We start from the raw sequence: 16,556 nt of genomic DNA, 5'->3' as shown, positions 1-16,556 counted from the left end.
CCGGCATGACCACGACACCGCTCGCACAAGTCGCCGAACAGGACGGCACCGCGCCGGTCTTCCTGCGGGAAAAGACGATCCTCGGTCTGCCCGCGTCGGCTTGGCCGAAAATTCTGATGCCGCTCGCCGTCGGCCTGTTGTCGCTGGGCGCTTGGGAAATGGTCGTGCGGATCAACCAGATCCCGCACTACATCCTCCCCGGCCCGATCCTGATCGCCACGACGATGTGGCAGGATTGGGGAACGCTGTCGGGCTCGCTGTGGATCACGCTGTCGATCTCGCTCGCGGCCCTTGCGGTCGCGGTCGTCGCGGGTGTCGCCCTCGCCATTCTGTTCGCGCAGTCGAAATGGGTCGAGCTCTCGTTCTTCCCCTACGCCGTCATTTTGCAGGTGACGCCGGTGGTCGCGATCGCGCCCCTGATCATCATCTGGGTCGACAACGTCCAACTCTCGTTGCTCATCTGCGCCTGGATCGTCGCCTTCTTCCCGATCCTGTCGAACACGACGCTCGGCCTCAACTCGGCCGATCACAATCTGCTGAATTTGTTTCAGCTCTACCGCGCCTCGCGCTTCCAGACGCTGCTCTATCTGCGTCTGCCCGCCGCCACGCCCTATTTCCTCGCGGGTCTTAAAATCTCGGGCGGCCTCAGCCTGATCGGCGCGGTGGTCGCGGAGTTCGTCGCGGGCACAGGCGGTTCCGCTTCGGGTCTCGCCTATCGCATTTTGGAATCGGGCTATCAGTTGCGCATTCCGCGCATGTTCGCCGCATTGTTCATGATCTCGATCTCCGGAATCGTGATCTTCTTGTGTTTGTCGTTCCTGTCGCATCTCGTGCTGCGCCGCTGGCACGAAAGCGCCCTCAAGCGGGAGAATTGAGTTGCCGTCCTTTTTCGAGCCGCCGAAGACCGATCTCTACGCGCTGCGCAATGTCAGCGCTTTGCTCGAAGACGGCAATCTCGCCAAGCGCGACATCGTGGTCGAAAAAGGCAAGATCGCCGATATCCTGATTGCGGGGGCGGCCCCCATCGATATCGGCCCCGATTTGAAGGGGGCCATGGTTTGGCCCTGCCCGGTCGACGTGCACACCCATCTCGACAAGGGGCATATCTGGCCGCGCAACCCGAACGTGGACGGCACGTTCTTCGGCGCGTTGACCGGGACGATGGAGGACCGCAAGGCGCATTGGAACGCGGCCGACGTCGAAGCGCGCTTCGAGTTCGGCGTGAAGACCGCCTATGCGCGCGGCGTGTCGGCGATCCGCACCCATCTCGACAGTTTCCCGCCGCAGGCCGAAATCTCGTGGCCCGTCTTCGCGAAACTGCGCGACAAATGGGCCGGCAAGGTCACGCTGCAAGCCGCGTCCATCGTGTCGATGGATCTGTTCGCGACCGACGGCGGCAAGCAGCTCGCCGATCTCGTCGCCAAGCATAACGGCTTGCTCGGCTGCGTCACGCGCATGGCGGGCGAAGACCATGCCGGCGTACCCGCCGGTTTCGACGAATTGATGGAGAAGGTCTTCATCCTGGCCGAGGAGCGCGGCCTCGATCTCGACCTGCATGTCGACGAAACCGACGACACCACGGCGCGCACGCTGATCCGCATCGCCAAGATCGCGCTGAAGCGCAAATTCAAGGGCAAGATCCAATGCGGGCATTGCTGCTCGCTGTCCTTGCAGGAGGAAGACGCGATCGCCGAAACGGTGAAACTCTGCGCCGATGCGGGCATCGCCGTCGTCTCGCTGCCGATGTGCAATATGTATCTGCAAGGCCGCAAGGCCGGCCGCACGCCGCGCTGGCGCGGCGTGACCGTGCTGCACGAAATGCGCGCGGCGGGCATGAACGTCGCCGTCGGCGGCGATAACGTCCGCGACCCGTTTTACGCCTATGGCGATCACGACATGGCCGAGACCTTCGTCCAGGCCGTGCGCATCCTGCAGCTCGACCATCCGCTGGACGGCTGGGCGCTGGCCGCGACCAAGAACCCGGCCGACACGATGCGCTTGCCGCAAGCCGGCCGTTTGGCCAAGGGCGTGCCCGCCGATCTGATCGTGTTCAAGGCGCGCAGCTGGTCGGAGTTCCTGTCGCGCGCGCAAAGCGACCGCGCCGTGATCCGCAACGGCAAGGCGATCGACACATCGCCGCCCGATTTCGCCGAGCTCGACGGAATCGTCGGGGCGCCGTGATGGACGGCGGCCACGGCTACGATCTGGCGGGATTCCGCAAGGCGCTGGGCGGCGTCGAGGTGATCGACGATCCGCAGATCGTGCGCCTCAAAAGCCGCGATTTCTTTTGGTACTCGCCGATCCTGAAGGCCGAGCTCAACCGCAAATCCGCCGATCTGGTCGCGGTCCCGAAGGATCAGGACGAAGCGTTGCGCGTGCTGGGGGCGGCCGCGCAATTCCGCATCCCCGTGATGCCGCGCGGCGGGGCGACCGGCAATTACGGCCAGCTTGTGCCGCTCAATGGCGGCGTGATGCTGGCGACCGACAAGCTCGACCGCACGATTTCGATCAAGCCGGGCGTGGGCCGTTTCGAAGCGGGCACGCTGCTGATCGAGATCGACCGCCGCACGCGGCCCATGGGCTGGGAATTGCGCATGCATCCCTCCACCAAGCGTCAATCGGCCTTGGGCGGCTATCTCGCCGGCGGGGCCGCCGGCGTGGGCAGCGTGATGCACGGCCAGTTGCGCGATTGGGGCTGCATTCCCGGCCTGAAAGTCGCGACCTGCGAGCCGGTTCCACGCACGCTGGAACTGCGCGGGCGCGACGTCGCCAAGGCGACGCATGCCTACGGCACGACCGGCGTGATCCTCGAAGCCGAAATCGGCCTCGTCCCCCTGTGGGAATGGTGCGACGCCGTCGTGGCGTTCGACGACTTCATGGATAGCGCGCGCTTCGGCCAGGCCTTGGCCGAAGCCGACGGCATCGTGAAGAAGGAAGCCGCCGCCGTCGCCTGGCCGATCCCATCGCTGTTCAAAGGGCTGAAGGACGAGTGCCCCGAGGGCAAGCACGTGTTCTTCGCGATGATCGCCGCCGGCGATCGCGAACCGTTCGAAGCGCTGATCAAAGATCATAACGGCACGCTGACCGCGTGGCGCGACACGCCCGACGAAGACGGCCACGATGCGCCGATCTACGAATATTGCTGGAACCATACGACGTTGCAGGCGCTGAAAACCGACAAGACGGTCACCTATCTGCAAACCGTGTTTCCCATCGGCCGCAATCTCGAAGTCGTCGAGGCGATGTACAAGAAATACGGCGACGAGGTGATGATGCATCTCGAATTCCAGCGCCGCTTCGGCCGGGTGAATTGCTCGGCGTTGCAAGTCGTGCGCTGGAAATCGGAGGAACGGCTTTACGAGATCATCCGCGATCACGAAGCGGCGGGCTGCATCATCCCCAACCCGCACACCTACGTGCTCGAAGACAAGGGCCCGAAGGTGATCGCGCAAGACCACCATCTCGATTTCAAACGCGGGACCGATCCTTTCGGCCTGCTCAATCCCGGCAAAATGCGTCGTTGGAAGTCAGCATGAGCGAGAATCTTTGGGCCGATCCGCCCGCCCCGCCCGTTCCCATCACCGACTGGACCTCGTTCAAAGCCGCGATCGGCGGCGTCGAAACGATCGAAGAACCGGCGCTGGTCAAACAGAAGAGCCGCGACTTCTATTGGTATTCGCCGGTGCTGAAAAAGCAGCTCGGCAAGCATTTCGGCGACATCGTCGTTTTGCCGAAAACGGAAGCCGAAGTGATCGCCGTCGCCGCCGCCTGCGCGAAGGGTCGCATTCCGCTGACCGTGCGCGGGGCCGGGACCGGCAATTACGGCCAAGCGATGCCGCTGGCAGGCGGCGTGATCATGGATATGTCGGGCCTCGACAAGATCGTGCGCCTCGACAAGGGCGTGCTGACCGTCCAGCCCGGCATGAAGCTGATCGATCTCGAAAACGAAACGCTGAAGCAAGGCTGGGAATTGCGCTTCCACCCGTCCACGCGCCGCACGGCGACGATCGGCGGGTTCATTTCCGGCGGCTCGTCGGGCATCGGCTCAATCAATTACGGCATTCTGCGCGACCGCGGCAATGTGCGCCGCTTGCGCGTGGTGACGGTCGAGGAAACGCCCCGCATCGTCGAACTCACCGGCGACGACGTGCAGAAGGTCGTCCATGCCTACGGCACCAACGGCATCATCACCGAGCTCGACGTCGCGATGGCGCGCGCCTGGCCCTGGGCCGAGCAGGTCGCGTGTTTCCCCGACATCATGGCGGCGACGCGCTTCGCGCAAGCACTGTGCGAGGCCGACGGTGTCGTCAAGAAGCTCGTCTCGCCCATCGATTGGGGGGCCGCCCAGCATTTCAAGCCGCTGCGCCCCCTGCTGAAGGACGGCCAGGCGATCGTCATTTTGATGATCGCGCAGACGAGCCGCGACGCGACCGCCGATCTCGTGAAGGATTTCGCCGGCGAAATCGTGTTCGATCGCGATTGCACGGATCAGGCCGAGATCCCGCCGCTTTACGAATTCACCTGGAACCACACCACGCTGCAGGTGCTGAAGGTCGACAAGTCGATCACCTATTTGCAGACGCTGTTCCCGCCGCCCGATCACGTGGCCCTGGTCGAGAAGATGTGGAAGATCTTCGGCGACGAAGTGCCGCTGCATCTGGAATTCGTGCGCTTGGGCGGCAAGGTCGCGTGTTTCGGCCTTCAGGTCGTGCGCTACACGACCGATGCGCGGTTGCGCGAAATCATCGAGATTCACGAAAAGAACGGCTGCCCGATTTTCGATCCGCACACCTTCCTGTTGGAGGACGGCGGCATGAAGGTCGTCGACGAGGCGCAATACGAGTTCAAGAAAATGGCCGATCCGAACGGCCTGTTGAATGTCGGCAAGATGCGCGCCTGGGACGAGCGCACGCCCACACGCTCCAAATGGGCCGAGGCCAGCCTGTGAATCTCGACCGCTTCCGGGAATTGCTCGGCGACATTCCCGTCGTCGACGACCCGGTGGCGCTGAAAATCAAAAGCCGCGATTTCTATTGGTTCTCGCCGATCCTGCGCGAAGAGCTTGGCGCGTTGGAGGCCGATCTGATCGTCGTGCCCCGCGACGAAGCGGACGTGCTGACCATCGCGCGCGCCGCCGTCGCGACCAAAACGCCGGTCACGCCGCGCGGCGGCGGTACGGGGAATTACGGCCAAGCGATTCCGTTGGCGGGCGGCGCGCTTGTCGATTTCAGCCGCGTCGAGGGCCTCAAATTCGTCGCCCCCGGCCGCGTGCGCGCCCTCGCGGGCACGCGCATCGCCTCGCTCGACAACCAGTTGCGCGATGCGCATGGCGTCGAGCTTCGTTTGCATCCCTCCACCGCGCGCACGGCGACGTTGGGCGGCTATGTCGCCGGTGGGTCGGGCGGCATCGGCTCGATCCAATACGGCATGCTGCGCGATCGCGGCAACGTGGCGGGTTTGCGCGTCGTGACATTGTCCGACGAACCGACCATCGTCGATCTGGAAGGCGACGAGGTGCAGCAGGCGATGCATGCCTACGGCACCAACGGTCTGATCCTGTCGGTCGATATGGCGACGACGCAAGCCGTGCCCTGGCGCGAGATGATCTTCGCCTTCCCCGATACGCTCGCCGCGACGCGCTTCGGCTTGGCGCTGGCGGCATCCGACGGGCTGGTGAAGAAGCTTGCGACGATCGCGCATCCCGATCTCGCCAAGAACTTCAAGCCGATCCGCGAATTCTGCCCGGCCGGCAAATGGCTCGTCCTGGCGATCGTCGCCGAATACTCGCATCTGGGCGTGCAGGCTTTGGCGGCCGAACATGGCGCCGCGATCACGCTGGATCGCCAGGCGGACGAATCGCCGGGAGAACCTCCGCTTTACGAATATTCCTGGGGGCATACGACGCTGCATGCGTTGCGCGCCGACAAGTCGGTCACCTATCTGCAATCGATGCTGCCGGCGAACGGCACGCTCGATATCGTCGCGAAACTCGAAAGCGCGACCGGCGGCGAGATGATGCATCACTATGAATGCGTGCGCTTCGACGGGCGCGTCACCGTGCAGGGCATTCCGGTATTCCGCTATACCGGGCGCGACCAGCTCGACCGCTTGGTGAAGGCGCATGAAGCCTTGGGCATTCGCATCGCCAACGCGCATACATGGCTGTTGCAGAACGGCGGCATGAAGAAGATCGACGACGCGCAGTTCGAATTCCGCAAGCGTCACGATCCCTACGGCCTCGCCAATCCCGGCAAGATGGCGGGCTGGCAGGGCGGCCCGGCGCTGAAGCCGCTGGGGGCCGGTGCGGCCGCCGATCTCGAAACGACCGGCTGGGTCTAAACGCGCGCGAAGGTCTTTTCGACTTCGGCCAGGAACGCGGCCCGGCTTTCCGGCGTCGAGGAATCCATGCGGTCATGCGCGCGCCACACGAAGCGGCAGCTGCGCCCGCACATGCTTTTGACGCCCAGACGCAGGAACATGCGGCCCGGATGGCCCATGAGCCAGGCGAACCACCAGGGGGCCCCCATCGTCGTGACGACATGGATGGATTTGACGCGCTTGAGTAGCGGCTTGATGACGCCGCCATTGATCTCGAACGCCACACCCGGCGCCCAGACGCGGTCGAACCAGCCCTTCAGCATCGCGGGCAGGCCGTACCACCAGGTCGGATAGACGAAGACGAGCCCGTCGGCCGCGGTGAGGCGGCCGACATAGGTCTCGATCCCTTCGAGATTCGTCTTTTCGTAGTTGTAGCGGCCGCGTTCTTCGGCGGACATGTCGGGCCGGAAGCCCTCGGCGTAGAGGTCGAGCACGTCCACGTCGTGTCCGCTTTTTGCGAGCGTCGCGGTCACTTTTTCCTTCAGAGCGTGGCAGAAGGAGTCGTCGCGCGGGTGGGCGTAGACGAGCAGAAACTTCATCGCACACCGCCCAGTGTGCGGTCGATTTTCGCCAGAAAATCGCCGCGCGTTTTATCCGTCGCGCGATTCATGTCGTAATGCGCCAGCCAGTTCATTTTCGCGCGCCCCGCCGTCAGCAGGCGGAAATAGCGCATGATCTGCTTCTTGGGCGGATTGCCGACCAGGAAGGTCGCGACCCACCACGGCCTTCCGTAGGTCGAAATGCCGATCACGCGCTTGATATGCGTCAGCGCCGGCCGGGCGATCCCGTCCGCGCCCAGATTGAACGACACGCCGGGCAGCAGCACGCGGTCGAACCAGCCCTTCAAAATCGCGGGCAGACCGTAGCACCAGGTCGGGAACACGAACACGATGCCCTCGGCCGCCATCAACCGATCGACGTAAGGCTGGACGGGCCCGCGGTTGGCGGGGATTTCGTGGTAGCCCAGGCGTTCCTCGCGGCTCAGCACCGGGTTGAAATTCTCGGCATAGAGGTCGAGATGGTCGACCGTGTGGCCCGCCCGGCGCAAGGCCGCGAGGGCGGTTTTCTGGATCGCCGCATTGAACGAGGTTTCGACCGGATGGGCTGAAATCAGCAGAATTTTCATCATTCCCCCTTGCCCGAGCGGCAAGCGGTTTGCAAGCATCGGACCGATCCCGGGAGAGCGAACCATGCTTGTCACCCAACAGAAGATTCTGCGCCGTTTCTGGTACCCCGTCCTGCCGATGGACAAACTGGGCGATAAGCCGGTCCCCTTCACGCTGCTGGGCCAGGCGATCGTCCTGTGGAAGGATTCGGACGGCAAGCCGGCGGCGGCGATCGATCGCTGCTGTCATCGCACGGCGAAATTGTCGAAAGGATTTTGCACCAGCGACGGCAAGATCGCCTGCGGCTATCACGGTTGGGAGTTCGACGCGTCCGGCCAGTGCACGCGCATCCCGCAATGGAAGGATGCGAGCCGCACGCCCAAATTCAAGATCGACGCCTATCGCGCCAAGGAACGCTACGGCTTCGTCTGGGTGGCGTTGGAAGACCCGATGTTCGACATCCCCGAAATTCCCGAAGCGTCGGACCCGAGCTTTCGCCGCATCCCGGAATTCTACGAGCCGTGGAACGTGAACGCGCTGCGCGTGCTGGAGAACGCGTTCGACAACGCGCATTTCACCTATGTGCATAAATCGAGCTTCGGCGATCCCGACCCGACGCCGTCGGAAATGACCTACGAGGAATTCCCCTGGGGCTTCCGCACGCATTCCATCGTGCGCGTGCAAAACCCGGATTTGCAGAAGAAGAATCTCGGCATCGAAGAAGGCATGACCACGCGCGACAACACGCGCACCTGGTTCATGCCGTTCTTCCGGCAATTGCGTATCCGCTATCCCAACGGTCTGGTGCATTGCATCCAGACCGGGGCGACGCCGATCGACGATACGCGCAGCCAGCTTGTCCAGTTCGTCTATCGCAACGATAGCGAGGCCGAAACGCCGGCCGCCAGCGTCGTCGCCTTCGACCGGCAGGTCACCGGCGAGGACCGCGAAATCCTGGAAGCGACGGAATTCGACGTGCCGCTGGAAGCGACCTCGGGCGAGGAATTCCACATGCCGTCCGATAAACCCGGCATGTTGATGCGCCGGCGCTTCATTTCGCTGCTGGCGGAAGCGGGCGAAAAGGAAATCCGCACGGCGACCAAGCCCGAAACGCCGCGTCAGGCCGCCGAATAAATCTTCCCCCCGGCGGGTAACCCGCCGGGCGGCAGGGCCGAACTTGTTCACGACGCAACGGCGGAGAATCCGCATGGAAATCGTGAATGGGATACCGTGTCAGAATTGTACCGATGTCGAGCGCGCCAAAAAGGCCGCCCCGGGCGATTCGAGCGCGTTGGACCGCAACCCGGCGCTCGACGTGACGCGACTGCTGGCGGATTTCGCGTCCGGCAACGCGCCGTTGAGCTTCGGCGATCGCGGCCGGACGATCAATCTGGGGGCGTGAGCGCCGCGATCTGTGGCGTCGCCCCCCAGGGCCGTGCCATCGTCGAGCCCATGCGCGACGACGACTGGCCCGATTTGCTCGCCCGCGCCCAACAGGGCGACGAAGCCGCCTATCGCCGTTTCCTGGGCGAGAGTGCAGGATTCTTACGCGCCATCGTCGCGCGCACCGGCATTCCCGCCGACGCGATCGAGGACGTGGTGCAGGAAGCGCTGATCACCATCCACGCCATCCGCCACACCTACGACCCCGCCCGCCCCGTGCGGCCGTGGCTGACCGCGATCGCGCGACGGCGCGCGGTCGATTGGCGCCGCCGGCGAACCGGGATTTCGCGCAACGAAGTCGCGATGCCCGACCATGCGGCCGAAACCTTCGCCGATCCCGAATCGAACCGGGAACTGGATCGCGGTGATTCAAGCGAGACGGTGCGGCGCTGGGTCGCCAAATTGCCTCCCGGTCAGCGCCAGGCGGTGGAGATGTTGAAGCTGAAGGAAATGTCGCTGGCCGAGGCCGCCGCCCAATCGGGCCAGTCGATCACCGCGCTGAAGGTCGCCACGCATCGCGCCTTGGCGAATCTGCGCAAGATGTGGAAGAAGGAAACCACATGACGACGCGCGAAACCGAAAATCTGATCGGCGCCTTAAGTGCCGAAGTGCGGCCCGTGAAGCCGCTCGCCGGCCCCATTAGCCGCGCGCTGCGCTACCTCGCCTTCGCGGCGCCCTGCCTGCTGGCGATCGCGCTTTACTACGGGCCGAGCGAGATGTTCCTCGCGCGCCTGAACCAGCCCGTTTTCATGGTGCCGTGGCTCGCCTCGGTATTGACCGGCATCCTCGCCACCGTCGCGGTGTTCCATTTGTCCGTGCCCGGCGCGCCGCGCTGGCTTTTCCTGCTGCCGATCCCGCCGCTTGCCGTGTGGCTCGGCACGCTGGGTGCGGGATGCCTTGGCGAACTCGTCGCCTACGGTTATTCGCATATCGGCACGAGTTGGCATTGCGTGCAGGTCATCCTGCAAACGAGCATACCCCTCGGCCTCGTGCTCGGCTGGATGCTGCGCAAGGCCGCCCCGCTCGCCCCCGTCGCGACGGGCGCTTGGGCGGCATTGGCCGTTTCCGCCTTCGCGTCGGCGACGCTGGAGACGTTCCACAGCCTCGATACCGCGACGATGATCCTGCTGTGGCACGGCACGGCCGTGGCCGCGGTCGCCGCCATCGGCGCCGTCATCGGCAAAAGCGCCCTACGCCTGCCCGTCTAAACCGAAAACGCGCGCGCCAGATGCGCGGACATCTGCGCGACCGTTTCGCGCGACACGGCGGCGAATGCGCCCAGATGCACGAAAGCGTGATTGGCGCGCGGGAATTCGACATAGACCGTATCGACGCCCGCTTCGACCAGCTTGTCGCGCATCCGGCGGCTGTCGTCGCGTAAGGGATCGAGACCCGCGGCCATGATGTAAGGCCGCTTGAAGATCGTCATGTCGGATGCGCGCAAAGGCGAGGCTTCCGGATGTTCACGGCGCTTCGCGTCGGGGCAATACATGTCCCAATACATCGCCATCGCCGCGCGGCTAAGCCCGAAGCGTCCATCGCCGAACGGGGCGAGATAGGATTGCGTATCGAGATCGCAATCATAGACACCGTAGACGCCGATATGCGCGGCCGGGACCGCCAGACCTTGTGCGGCCAAGCGCACCGAGACGCCGAAGGCGAGATTGCCGCCGGCGGAATCGCCGCCGACCGCGAGCTTGTCCGGCGTGGCGCCCAGCGTTTCGGCGTTTTTGCGCGCCCAAACGAAGGCGTCGAAACAATCGTCGAGCGGCACCGGGAACGGAAATTCCGGCGCCTTGCGATAGCCCACAGACAAAACGCGCGTGCCCGCCCCGGCCGCCAGCGCGCGGCACAGACGGTCATGCGTGTCGATCGAGCCTTGCACCCAGCCGCCGCCGTGGAACCACACGAGCAGGCCGCGCATCTCGCCCTCCGGCACGAAGAAGCGTGCCGGGATCGAACGGCCGGCAAGATCGATCGTCAAATCGCGCTTTTCGCGCATCTGCGGCCCGCCGAGATTGACGAAGGCGCGGCGCAGCTCGACATCCTGGCGTGCGGCGACCGGATTGCCGGGCAGATGATTGGGGGCCGGGCCGAAACGCTGGACGGTTTCGGCGAGGACGGCGGCGATTTCGGGATCGAGATCGTGGGACATGGGGCGGAACCATGCCCCGGCGCGCGGCGCCCCGCAAGCGCCTCAGCGTTTCGGTTTTTCGTCGTCGAACAGGATGCGCGATGCGGCCCCGTCGAGATCCTCGTACTGGCCCGAGCGCAACGACCACAGGAACGCGACCAGCGCCAGCAGCGACGCGACCAGCGCCACGGGGATGAGGATCAGGAGCGTGTCCATCGCGTTCTTCCCAGGCGCAAAGCGTTGACGACGACGTAGATCGACGACGACGACATCAGGAACGCCGCGAGCGGCGGCGTGACATAGCCGAGCACGGCGGCGGGTACGGCCAGCGCATTATAGACGATCGACGCCGCGATGTTATGGCGCACGAGTTCGCGCGCCCGGCGCGCGACATCGAGCAATTCGCCCACCGCCGACAACCCGGCCCCTTGGAACACCGCGTCGGCCGCGACTTGCGCCACATCCGCCCCCGTCGCGGGCGACAAGGATGCGTGTGCGGCGGCCAAGGCGGGCGCGTCGTTGAGCCCGTCGCCGACCATCAGAACGTTGCGGCCCGACGCGGCGAGTTCGGCAAGCCGCGCCGCCTTCGCCGCCGGATTGGCTTCCGCCCGCCACTCGGAAATCCCCAGCATCGCCGCGACATCGCGCACGGTCTCGCGCCGATCGCCCGATAGCAGTTCGACCGCGTAGCCCTCGCGCATCAGACGCGCGATCGTCTCGGCCGCGTCGTCGCGGGGCGCATCTTCGAAGGCGAAGCGGATCTTGCGCCCGTCGCCGCGATCGAGCCATAGCTCGGGTCCTGTCGCGGGGCCCGCCAGCACATCGTCCACGCGCACGAAAGCGCGGCTGCCAAGCTTCGCTTGGCCCAGCGTCAGACCCTGGCCGGGATGTTCGACGACGCCGACGGCAACCGATACATCGCGGATCGTCGCGGCCAAAGCGCGCGACAAGGGATGGCGCGAGGCGGCGGCCATCGACGCGGCGAAACGGTGATCGTCCTTCGCGCGCGCCGGATCGTCGGCCAGGACCGGGCGGCCTTGGGTCAGCGTGCCGGTCTTGTCGAACACGATCGTGTCGATCTGGGCGAGGCGTTCGAGCGCCGTCGCGTTTTTCAGCAGCACGCCGCTTTTCAGCAAGCGGCCCGAGGCGACGACCTGCACCGACGGCACGGCCAAGCCCAGCGCGCAGGGACAGGTGATGATCAACGTGGCGACGGCGTAGAGCATCGCCACCTGCCAATCCACACCGATCAGGAAATACCAGCCCAGGAACGTCGCCAGCGCGGTGATATGCACGACAGGCGCATAGAGCCGCGTGACGCGTTCGGAGATCGCGACGAAGCGCGAGCGCCCGCCTTCGGCCGCTTCGACCAAACGGACGATCTCGGCGAGCAGCGTGTTCTCGCCCGTCGCGGTCGCGCGCAAACGCAAGGGCGCGCCCAGATTGATCATGCCGGCGAATACCGGGTCGCCGGGCTTGGCGCCGCGCGGCAGCGATTCGCCGGTGACGAGGCTGGTGTCGAGATCGGTGACGCCGGACAGGATTTCGCCGTCCACGCCGATACGCTCGCCCGCCGCGACCTGGACGAAATCCCCGGCCTTCACCGCGTCGACCGGAATGGCGCGCGCACGCCCTTCCGGATCGATCACCGTGACCGGGGCCGCGCGCAAGGCCAGCAGATGTTCGGCCGTTTCGCGCGCCTTGCCGCGCGCGCGCCGGTCGAGATAGCGGCCCGCCAGCAGGAAGAACAGCAGCGTCAGCGCCGCGTCGAAATAGGCGTAGGGGCCCGAGCGAATGGTCTCGGAGAGGCTCATCGCCGCCGTCATGGTGATGCCCACGGCGATGGGCACGTCCATATTGACGCGGCCGCCGCGTAGCGCCCCGATGGCCGAGCGATAGAACGGCAGTCCCGCATAGAAGATACAGGGCAAGCCGATCAGCGCCGACACCCAATGCAGCAGATCCTTGGTCGCCGGGCCCATATCGCTGCCGACCCAGACGGCCAGCGACAGCATCATCACGTTGCCGGCGGCGAAGCCCGCGACACCGGTCGCGCGCAGCAGATCGCGTTCTTCCGCGTCGCCCGCGCGCGTCAGGCAAGAAGGATCGAAGGGCACGAAGCGGAAGCCGAGCTTGGCCGCAACCGCGACCAGCGCATCGGCGCGCGCCGCATCGCCCTTCCATTTGAGGACGAGCCGCCCGGTCGACAGATTGACCCGCGCGTCGAGCACGTCCGGCTCGCGCGCATAGACGCTTTCGATGAGCCAAACGCAGGCCGCACAGGTGATGCCTTCGACCATCAAATGCAGCGTCGCCACCCCTTCGGGCGACACGTTCACGCGCGACGCGTAATCCTGGATGACCCCGTCGTCCTGCGGCTTCGCGCTGGGCGCCGTGCGCCGCGCGTAGAACGCGTCAAGGCCCAGGCCCTTCACCGCTTCGTAAGCACCCTCGCAGCCCGTGCAACAAAACCGCGTGCCCGGTGCGACCGGTGCGGCGCAATGCACGCAAGCTGCGGCGTCGGCGCGTGTCGCAAGATCGTCGAGGGGGGCCATCCAAAAGCCTCAGCGCACGAAGAAGCGCACGAATTCGTGGGCGCGCCCGCCTTGCGTGCCTTCGGCGACGACGCGCAATTCCCATTGGCCCGGCATCGGCAATTCGATGTCACCCGTATAGGTCCCCGGCGCCACCGAGCGGAATTTATAGGTCCGGTTCGGCGTGCCGCCAACCGGGCGCACGAGAATCGCCGTCACGTCGAGATCCGACAGCGGCTTCGCGGCCGCATCCTGCGCGCGCACGGTGACCATGTCGCCGTCGCGATGGATGTCCATCTTCCAGCCGAGCGCGTTTTCGCGGTCTTCCTCGCGCAGCACCTGATTGTATTTGCGTCCGCGCTCATAGGCGTTGTCGTAGGCGAGGCCCGGCCACGACGACAGCGCGAAATAGACGAGCGCCCCGTTGGCGATCAGCACCGCGACGAAGGCGAGCGGATAGACCAGCCACAAATGACGTTCGGGCGACAGGCGGAAACCGGCGACGTTCATAATGCTCTCCTACCGTCCGGGGGCGAGGAAGACGGAATCGTAATCCGCATGGCCCCGCCCTTCGCGGGGCTTCAGATCGAAACGCACGGGCGACGACGCCTTGCCGCGCACGCTTTGCGACGGCACGGTCACGAACACGCGATAGGTCGCGACCGAATCGGGCTTGGCGGCCAAGGTTACGACGGGTGCGGCCGCCACGTCCGATCCCGCCACGCCGAGCACGGCCCCTTGCAGACCCGACACGGCGAGCGTGAAGTCGCGCGGCGCGTGCGTCTTGTTCAGCACATGGATCGTATAGGCGTTGCGGATATTGCCGTCCGACAACGTGACGAAAAGCGGTGCGCGGTCGCGCAGCACGTTGAGCTCCACCGTGGCGCGCGACAACAGCGCCACGAGCATGACGGCGCCGACGAACGCGAGCACGCCCGCATAGATCAGCGTGCGCGGGCGGACGAATTTATGCGTCGCCGGCTCGCCCTTGGCGCGGCAGGCTTGGTTCGCCAGCGTGTCGAAGCGGATCAACCCGCGCGGGCGGCCGACCTTGTCCATCACCGCGTCGCACGCGTCGATGCAAAGCCCGCAGCCGATGCATTCGAGCTGCTGGCCGTCGCGGATATCGATGCCCGTCGGGCAGACGGCGACGCAGGAATTGCAATCGACGCAATCGCCGCGTCCGGCCCACGGGTCGACGCCCGGTGCGGCCTTGGCGAGCTTGCCGCGCTTTTCCCCGCGCCAATCCTCGTACGTGACGACATAGCTTTGGTCGTCGAGCATTGCGCCCTGGAAGCGCGGCCACGGGCACATATAGGTGCAGACCTGTTCGCGCGCCCATCCGGCGAGCGTATAGGTCGTGGCCGTGAACATCCCGATGAAAAAATACTGGGTGAGCGTCGCGTTGCCGGTGAAGACGTCGCGGACCACGGTCGGCGCATCGTCGAAATAGAGGATCCAGGCGCCGCCGGTCGCCAGCGCGATGCCGATCCACGCGGCGTGCTTGAGCGTGCGCTTGACGATCTTTTCGGCCGTATAGGGGGCGGCGTCGAGCTTGATGCGCGCGTTGCGGTCGCCTTCGATCTTGCGTTCGACCCACATGAACAAATCGGTCCACACGGTTTGCGGGCAGGCATAGCCGCACCACAAACGGCCGAACAGCGACGTCACCAGAAACAGCGTGATCGCCGCCAGAATCAGCAGGCCGGTCAGGAAATAGACTTCCTGCGGCCAGATCTCGATCATGAAGAAATAGGCTTTGCGCCCCGGCAGATCGATCAGGATCGCCTGATCGGGCGCCGTGGGCCCGCGATCCCAGCGCAGAAACGGCGCCAGGTAATAGACCGCGAGGCAAAGGGCCAAGACCGCCCATTTGATGCGGCGGTAGAGGCCCTTCACATCCTTCGGATGCACCTTGATGCGGCTGACGTAAAGCGGCGCGGCCGCTTTTTGAACCTTCGTCGAAACCGCATCTTCGACCGCGACATGCCCCGCCTTGTTGGCGGACGCATCGGCATCGGGGGGAGACGTGCCGTCCATGATCGAGCCTTGCCTTCCTCCGCTTCGAGCGAGGATGCCTGGGACGGCGGCTTACTTGCCGCCGCCCAGCGCGTGAACGTAGACGGCGAGCATCTTGATCGTGGCGTCGTCCAGACGCCCGGTCCAAGCCGGCATCGACCCGGCACGGGAGTTGCGCACGGATTCTACGATCGTGGCTTTGTCGCCGCCATAGATCCAGATATTCGCCGCAAGATTGGGGGCCCCCAGATCGGTCGAACCCACGCCGCCTTCCTGGTGGCAGGCGACGCAGTTTTCCGAGAACACCGTCTCGCCACGCTTGACCGCGTCGGCGTTCGTCGAACGCTTGGACAGCGACAACACGTATTCGGCGACGTCGTCGATCTGCTTCGCGTTCAGCACGCCGTCGGCGCCGAAGCGCGGCATCTGGCTGACGCGCGATTGCGTGTTGGCGTTGCGGATGCCGTAGGCGATCGTGGTGTGGATGTCGTCGAGCGCGCCGCCCCAAACCCAGGAATCGTCGGCGAGGTTGGGATAGCCCTTGGCGCCCGAACCGCCCGCGCCGTGGCAGGGCACGCAGTTTTCGGCGAAGACCGAACGCCCGCCGGCCATGGCGAAGTTCAAGAGATCGGGCGAGCTGCGGATCTGGTCGAGCGAGGCTTTCTCGATCCGGCCCACGAACGGGGCCCGCGCCGTCTTGGCTTCCTCCAGACGCTGCGCGATCTCGATGCGCTGCGTCCAGCCCAGCATACCCTTCGTGTTGCCCGACAGCGTCGGCCACGCGGGATACACGATGAAGTACCCGATCGACCAGATGATCGTCGCGTAGAAGGTCCACAGCCACCATTTCGGCAGCGGGGTGTTCAGCTCCTTGATCCCGTCCCATTCGTGGCCGGTGGTCTCGGTGCCGGTGATTTCGTCTTTCTCGATCTTGGTGGGCAT

General features: G+C 65.2%; 17 protein-coding genes. 9 read left to right on the top strand and 8 right to left on the bottom strand.

What is annotated here, in order from left to right; translation table 11 throughout:
• Positions 1–5 precede the first annotated feature (5 nt).
• From J0H39_19935 to J0H39_19915, 5 genes are read left to right on the top strand one after another with little or no spacing between them, the layout of a single operon-like run.
• A complete protein-coding gene (locus tag J0H39_19935) occupies positions 6–875 on the top strand; it encodes an ABC transporter permease (GenBank protein ID MBN9499028.1) in 870 nt (289 codons plus the stop codon).
• Positions 876–918: 43 nt separating this feature from the next.
• Positions 919–2,181 carry a cytosine deaminase gene (locus J0H39_19930; protein MBN9499027.1) on the top strand — a complete coding sequence of 421 codons (1,263 nt, stop codon included), beginning with the start codon at positions 919–921 and terminating at the stop codon, positions 2,179–2,181.
• Positions 2,181–3,536 (top strand): FAD-binding oxidoreductase, encoded by a 1,356-nt coding sequence (locus tag J0H39_19925; GenBank protein MBN9499026.1) that lies wholly within the window; start codon positions 2,181–2,183, stop codon positions 3,534–3,536. The genes J0H39_19930 and J0H39_19925 overlap by 1 nt, the downstream gene beginning before the upstream one ends.
• Positions 3,533–4,948 (top strand): FAD-binding oxidoreductase, encoded by a 1,416-nt coding sequence (locus J0H39_19920; protein ID MBN9499025.1) that lies wholly within the window; start codon positions 3,533–3,535, stop codon positions 4,946–4,948. Before J0H39_19925 ends, J0H39_19920 begins: the two co-directional genes overlap by 4 nt.
• Positions 4,945–6,339 (top strand): FAD-binding oxidoreductase, encoded by a 1,395-nt coding sequence (locus J0H39_19915; GenBank protein ID MBN9499024.1) that lies wholly within the window; start codon positions 4,945–4,947, stop codon positions 6,337–6,339. Before J0H39_19920 ends, J0H39_19915 begins: the two co-directional genes overlap by 4 nt.
• Here J0H39_19915 and J0H39_19910 read toward each other — a convergent pair.
• Together J0H39_19910 and J0H39_19905 are read right to left on the bottom strand one after the other, a co-directional pair.
• The gene (locus tag J0H39_19910) at positions 6,336–6,917 is read right to left on the bottom strand and encodes an NAD(P)H-dependent oxidoreductase (protein MBN9499023.1); all 582 of its coding nucleotides are present in this window, start codon (positions 6,915–6,917) and stop codon (positions 6,336–6,338) included. The genes J0H39_19915 and J0H39_19910 overlap by 4 nt on opposite strands.
• On the bottom strand, positions 6,914–7,504 hold the full coding sequence (locus J0H39_19905) for an NAD(P)H-dependent oxidoreductase (GenBank protein ID MBN9499022.1): 591 nt from the start codon (positions 7,502–7,504) through the stop codon (positions 6,914–6,916). The genes J0H39_19910 and J0H39_19905 overlap by 4 nt, the downstream gene beginning before the upstream one ends.
• Positions 7,505–7,568: 64 nt before the next feature.
• Here J0H39_19905 and J0H39_19900 point away from each other — a divergent pair, with 64 nt between their 5' ends.
• From J0H39_19900 to J0H39_19885, 4 genes are all read left to right on the top strand, one after another.
• Positions 7,569–8,618, top strand: a complete 1,050-nt coding sequence (locus tag J0H39_19900) for an aromatic ring-hydroxylating dioxygenase subunit alpha (GenBank protein MBN9499021.1) — start codon at positions 7,569–7,571, stop codon at positions 8,616–8,618.
• 73 nt (positions 8,619–8,691) lie between these two features.
• Positions 8,692–8,886: a hypothetical protein gene (locus J0H39_19895; GenBank protein MBN9499020.1), complete on the top strand. Its 195-nt coding sequence runs from the start codon at positions 8,692–8,694 to the stop codon at positions 8,884–8,886.
• A gap of 50 nt (positions 8,887–8,936) precedes the next feature.
• A complete protein-coding gene (locus tag J0H39_19890; protein ID MBN9499019.1) occupies positions 8,937–9,491 on the top strand; it encodes a sigma-70 family RNA polymerase sigma factor in 555 nt (184 codons plus the stop codon).
• The gene (locus J0H39_19885; protein MBN9499018.1) at positions 9,488–10,135 is read left to right on the top strand and encodes a DUF1109 domain-containing protein; all 648 of its coding nucleotides are present in this window, start codon (positions 9,488–9,490) and stop codon (positions 10,133–10,135) included. Before J0H39_19890 ends, J0H39_19885 begins: the two co-directional genes overlap by 4 nt.
• On the opposite strand, the gene J0H39_19880 is transcribed toward J0H39_19885, so the two are convergent.
• The 6 genes from J0H39_19880 to ccoP are packed head-to-tail and all read right to left on the bottom strand — an operon-like array spanning position 10,132 to position 16,556.
• Positions 10,132–11,082 (bottom strand): alpha/beta hydrolase, encoded by a 951-nt coding sequence (locus J0H39_19880; protein MBN9499017.1) that lies wholly within the window; start codon positions 11,080–11,082, stop codon positions 10,132–10,134. The genes J0H39_19885 and J0H39_19880 overlap by 4 nt on opposite strands.
• 42 nt (positions 11,083–11,124) lie before the next feature.
• Positions 11,125–11,277 carry a cbb3-type cytochrome oxidase assembly protein CcoS gene (ccoS, locus tag J0H39_19875; protein ID MBN9499016.1) on the bottom strand — a complete coding sequence of 51 codons (153 nt, stop codon included), beginning with the start codon at positions 11,275–11,277 and terminating at the stop codon, positions 11,125–11,127.
• On the bottom strand, positions 11,262–13,616 hold the full coding sequence (cadA, locus tag J0H39_19870) for a cadmium-translocating P-type ATPase (GenBank protein ID MBN9499015.1): 2,355 nt from the start codon (positions 13,614–13,616) through the stop codon (positions 11,262–11,264). Before cadA ends, ccoS begins: the two co-directional genes overlap by 16 nt.
• Positions 13,617–13,625: 9 nt before the next feature.
• Positions 13,626–14,105: a FixH family protein gene (locus J0H39_19865; protein MBN9499014.1), complete on the bottom strand. Its 480-nt coding sequence runs from the start codon at positions 14,103–14,105 to the stop codon at positions 13,626–13,628.
• A 9-nt stretch (positions 14,106–14,114) separates the two neighbouring features.
• Positions 14,115–15,635, bottom strand: a complete 1,521-nt coding sequence (ccoG, locus tag J0H39_19860) for a cytochrome c oxidase accessory protein CcoG (GenBank protein MBN9499013.1) — start codon at positions 15,633–15,635, stop codon at positions 14,115–14,117.
• Between the two features lie 51 nt (positions 15,636–15,686).
• Complete coding sequence (gene ccoP / locus J0H39_19855; protein ID MBN9499012.1) at positions 15,687–16,556, bottom strand: cytochrome-c oxidase, cbb3-type subunit III; 870 nt, start codon at positions 16,554–16,556, stop codon at positions 15,687–15,689.

The organism is Alphaproteobacteria bacterium, from assembly GCA_017308135.1.
Classification (GTDB): domain Bacteria; phylum Pseudomonadota; class Alphaproteobacteria; order CACIAM-22H2; family CACIAM-22H2; genus Tagaea.
The sequence above is the reverse complement of the archived record's forward strand: the minus strand, read 5'-3'. Positions and strand labels throughout refer to the sequence as shown.

What these genes read in the sequence shown, in the direction of transcription:
- J0H39_19935 (MBN9499028.1), top strand. Translation starts at nt 6, where the DNA reads ATGACCACGACACCGCTCGCACAAGTCGCCGAACAGGACGGCACCGCG.
- J0H39_19925 (MBN9499026.1), top strand. Translation starts at nt 2,181, where the DNA reads ATGGACGGCGGCCACGGCTACGATCTGGCGGGATTCCGCAAGGCGCTG.
- J0H39_19920 (MBN9499025.1), top strand. Translation starts at nt 3,533, where the DNA reads ATGAGCGAGAATCTTTGGGCCGATCCGCCCGCCCCGCCCGTTCCCATC.
- J0H39_19910 (MBN9499023.1), bottom strand. Translation starts at nt 6,917, where the DNA reads ATGAAGTTTCTGCTCGTCTACGCCCACCCGCGCGACGACTCCTTCTGC.
- J0H39_19905 (MBN9499022.1), bottom strand. Translation starts at nt 7,504, where the DNA reads ATGAAAATTCTGCTGATTTCAGCCCATCCGGTCGAAACCTCGTTCAAT.
- J0H39_19900 (MBN9499021.1), top strand. Translation starts at nt 7,569, where the DNA reads ATGCTTGTCACCCAACAGAAGATTCTGCGCCGTTTCTGGTACCCCGTC.
- J0H39_19895 (MBN9499020.1), top strand. Translation starts at nt 8,692, where the DNA reads ATGGAAATCGTGAATGGGATACCGTGTCAGAATTGTACCGATGTCGAG.
- J0H39_19890 (MBN9499019.1), top strand. Translation starts at nt 8,937, where the DNA reads ATGCGCGACGACGACTGGCCCGATTTGCTCGCCCGCGCCCAACAGGGC.
- J0H39_19885 (MBN9499018.1), top strand. Translation starts at nt 9,488, where the DNA reads ATGACGACGCGCGAAACCGAAAATCTGATCGGCGCCTTAAGTGCCGAA.
- J0H39_19880 (MBN9499017.1), bottom strand. Translation starts at nt 11,082, where the DNA reads ATGTCCCACGATCTCGATCCCGAAATCGCCGCCGTCCTCGCCGAAACC.
- ccoS (MBN9499016.1), bottom strand. Translation starts at nt 11,277, where the DNA reads ATGGACACGCTCCTGATCCTCATCCCCGTGGCGCTGGTCGCGTCGCTG.
- cadA (MBN9499015.1), bottom strand. Translation starts at nt 13,616, where the DNA reads ATGGCCCCCCTCGACGATCTTGCGACACGCGCCGACGCCGCAGCTTGC.
- J0H39_19865 (MBN9499014.1), bottom strand. Translation starts at nt 14,105, where the DNA reads ATGAACGTCGCCGGTTTCCGCCTGTCGCCCGAACGTCATTTGTGGCTG.
- ccoG (MBN9499013.1), bottom strand. Translation starts at nt 15,635, where the DNA reads ATGGACGGCACGTCTCCCCCCGATGCCGATGCGTCCGCCAACAAGGCG.
- ccoP (MBN9499012.1), bottom strand. Translation starts at nt 16,556, where the DNA reads ATGCCCACCAAGATCGAGAAAGACGAAATCACCGGCACCGAGACCACC.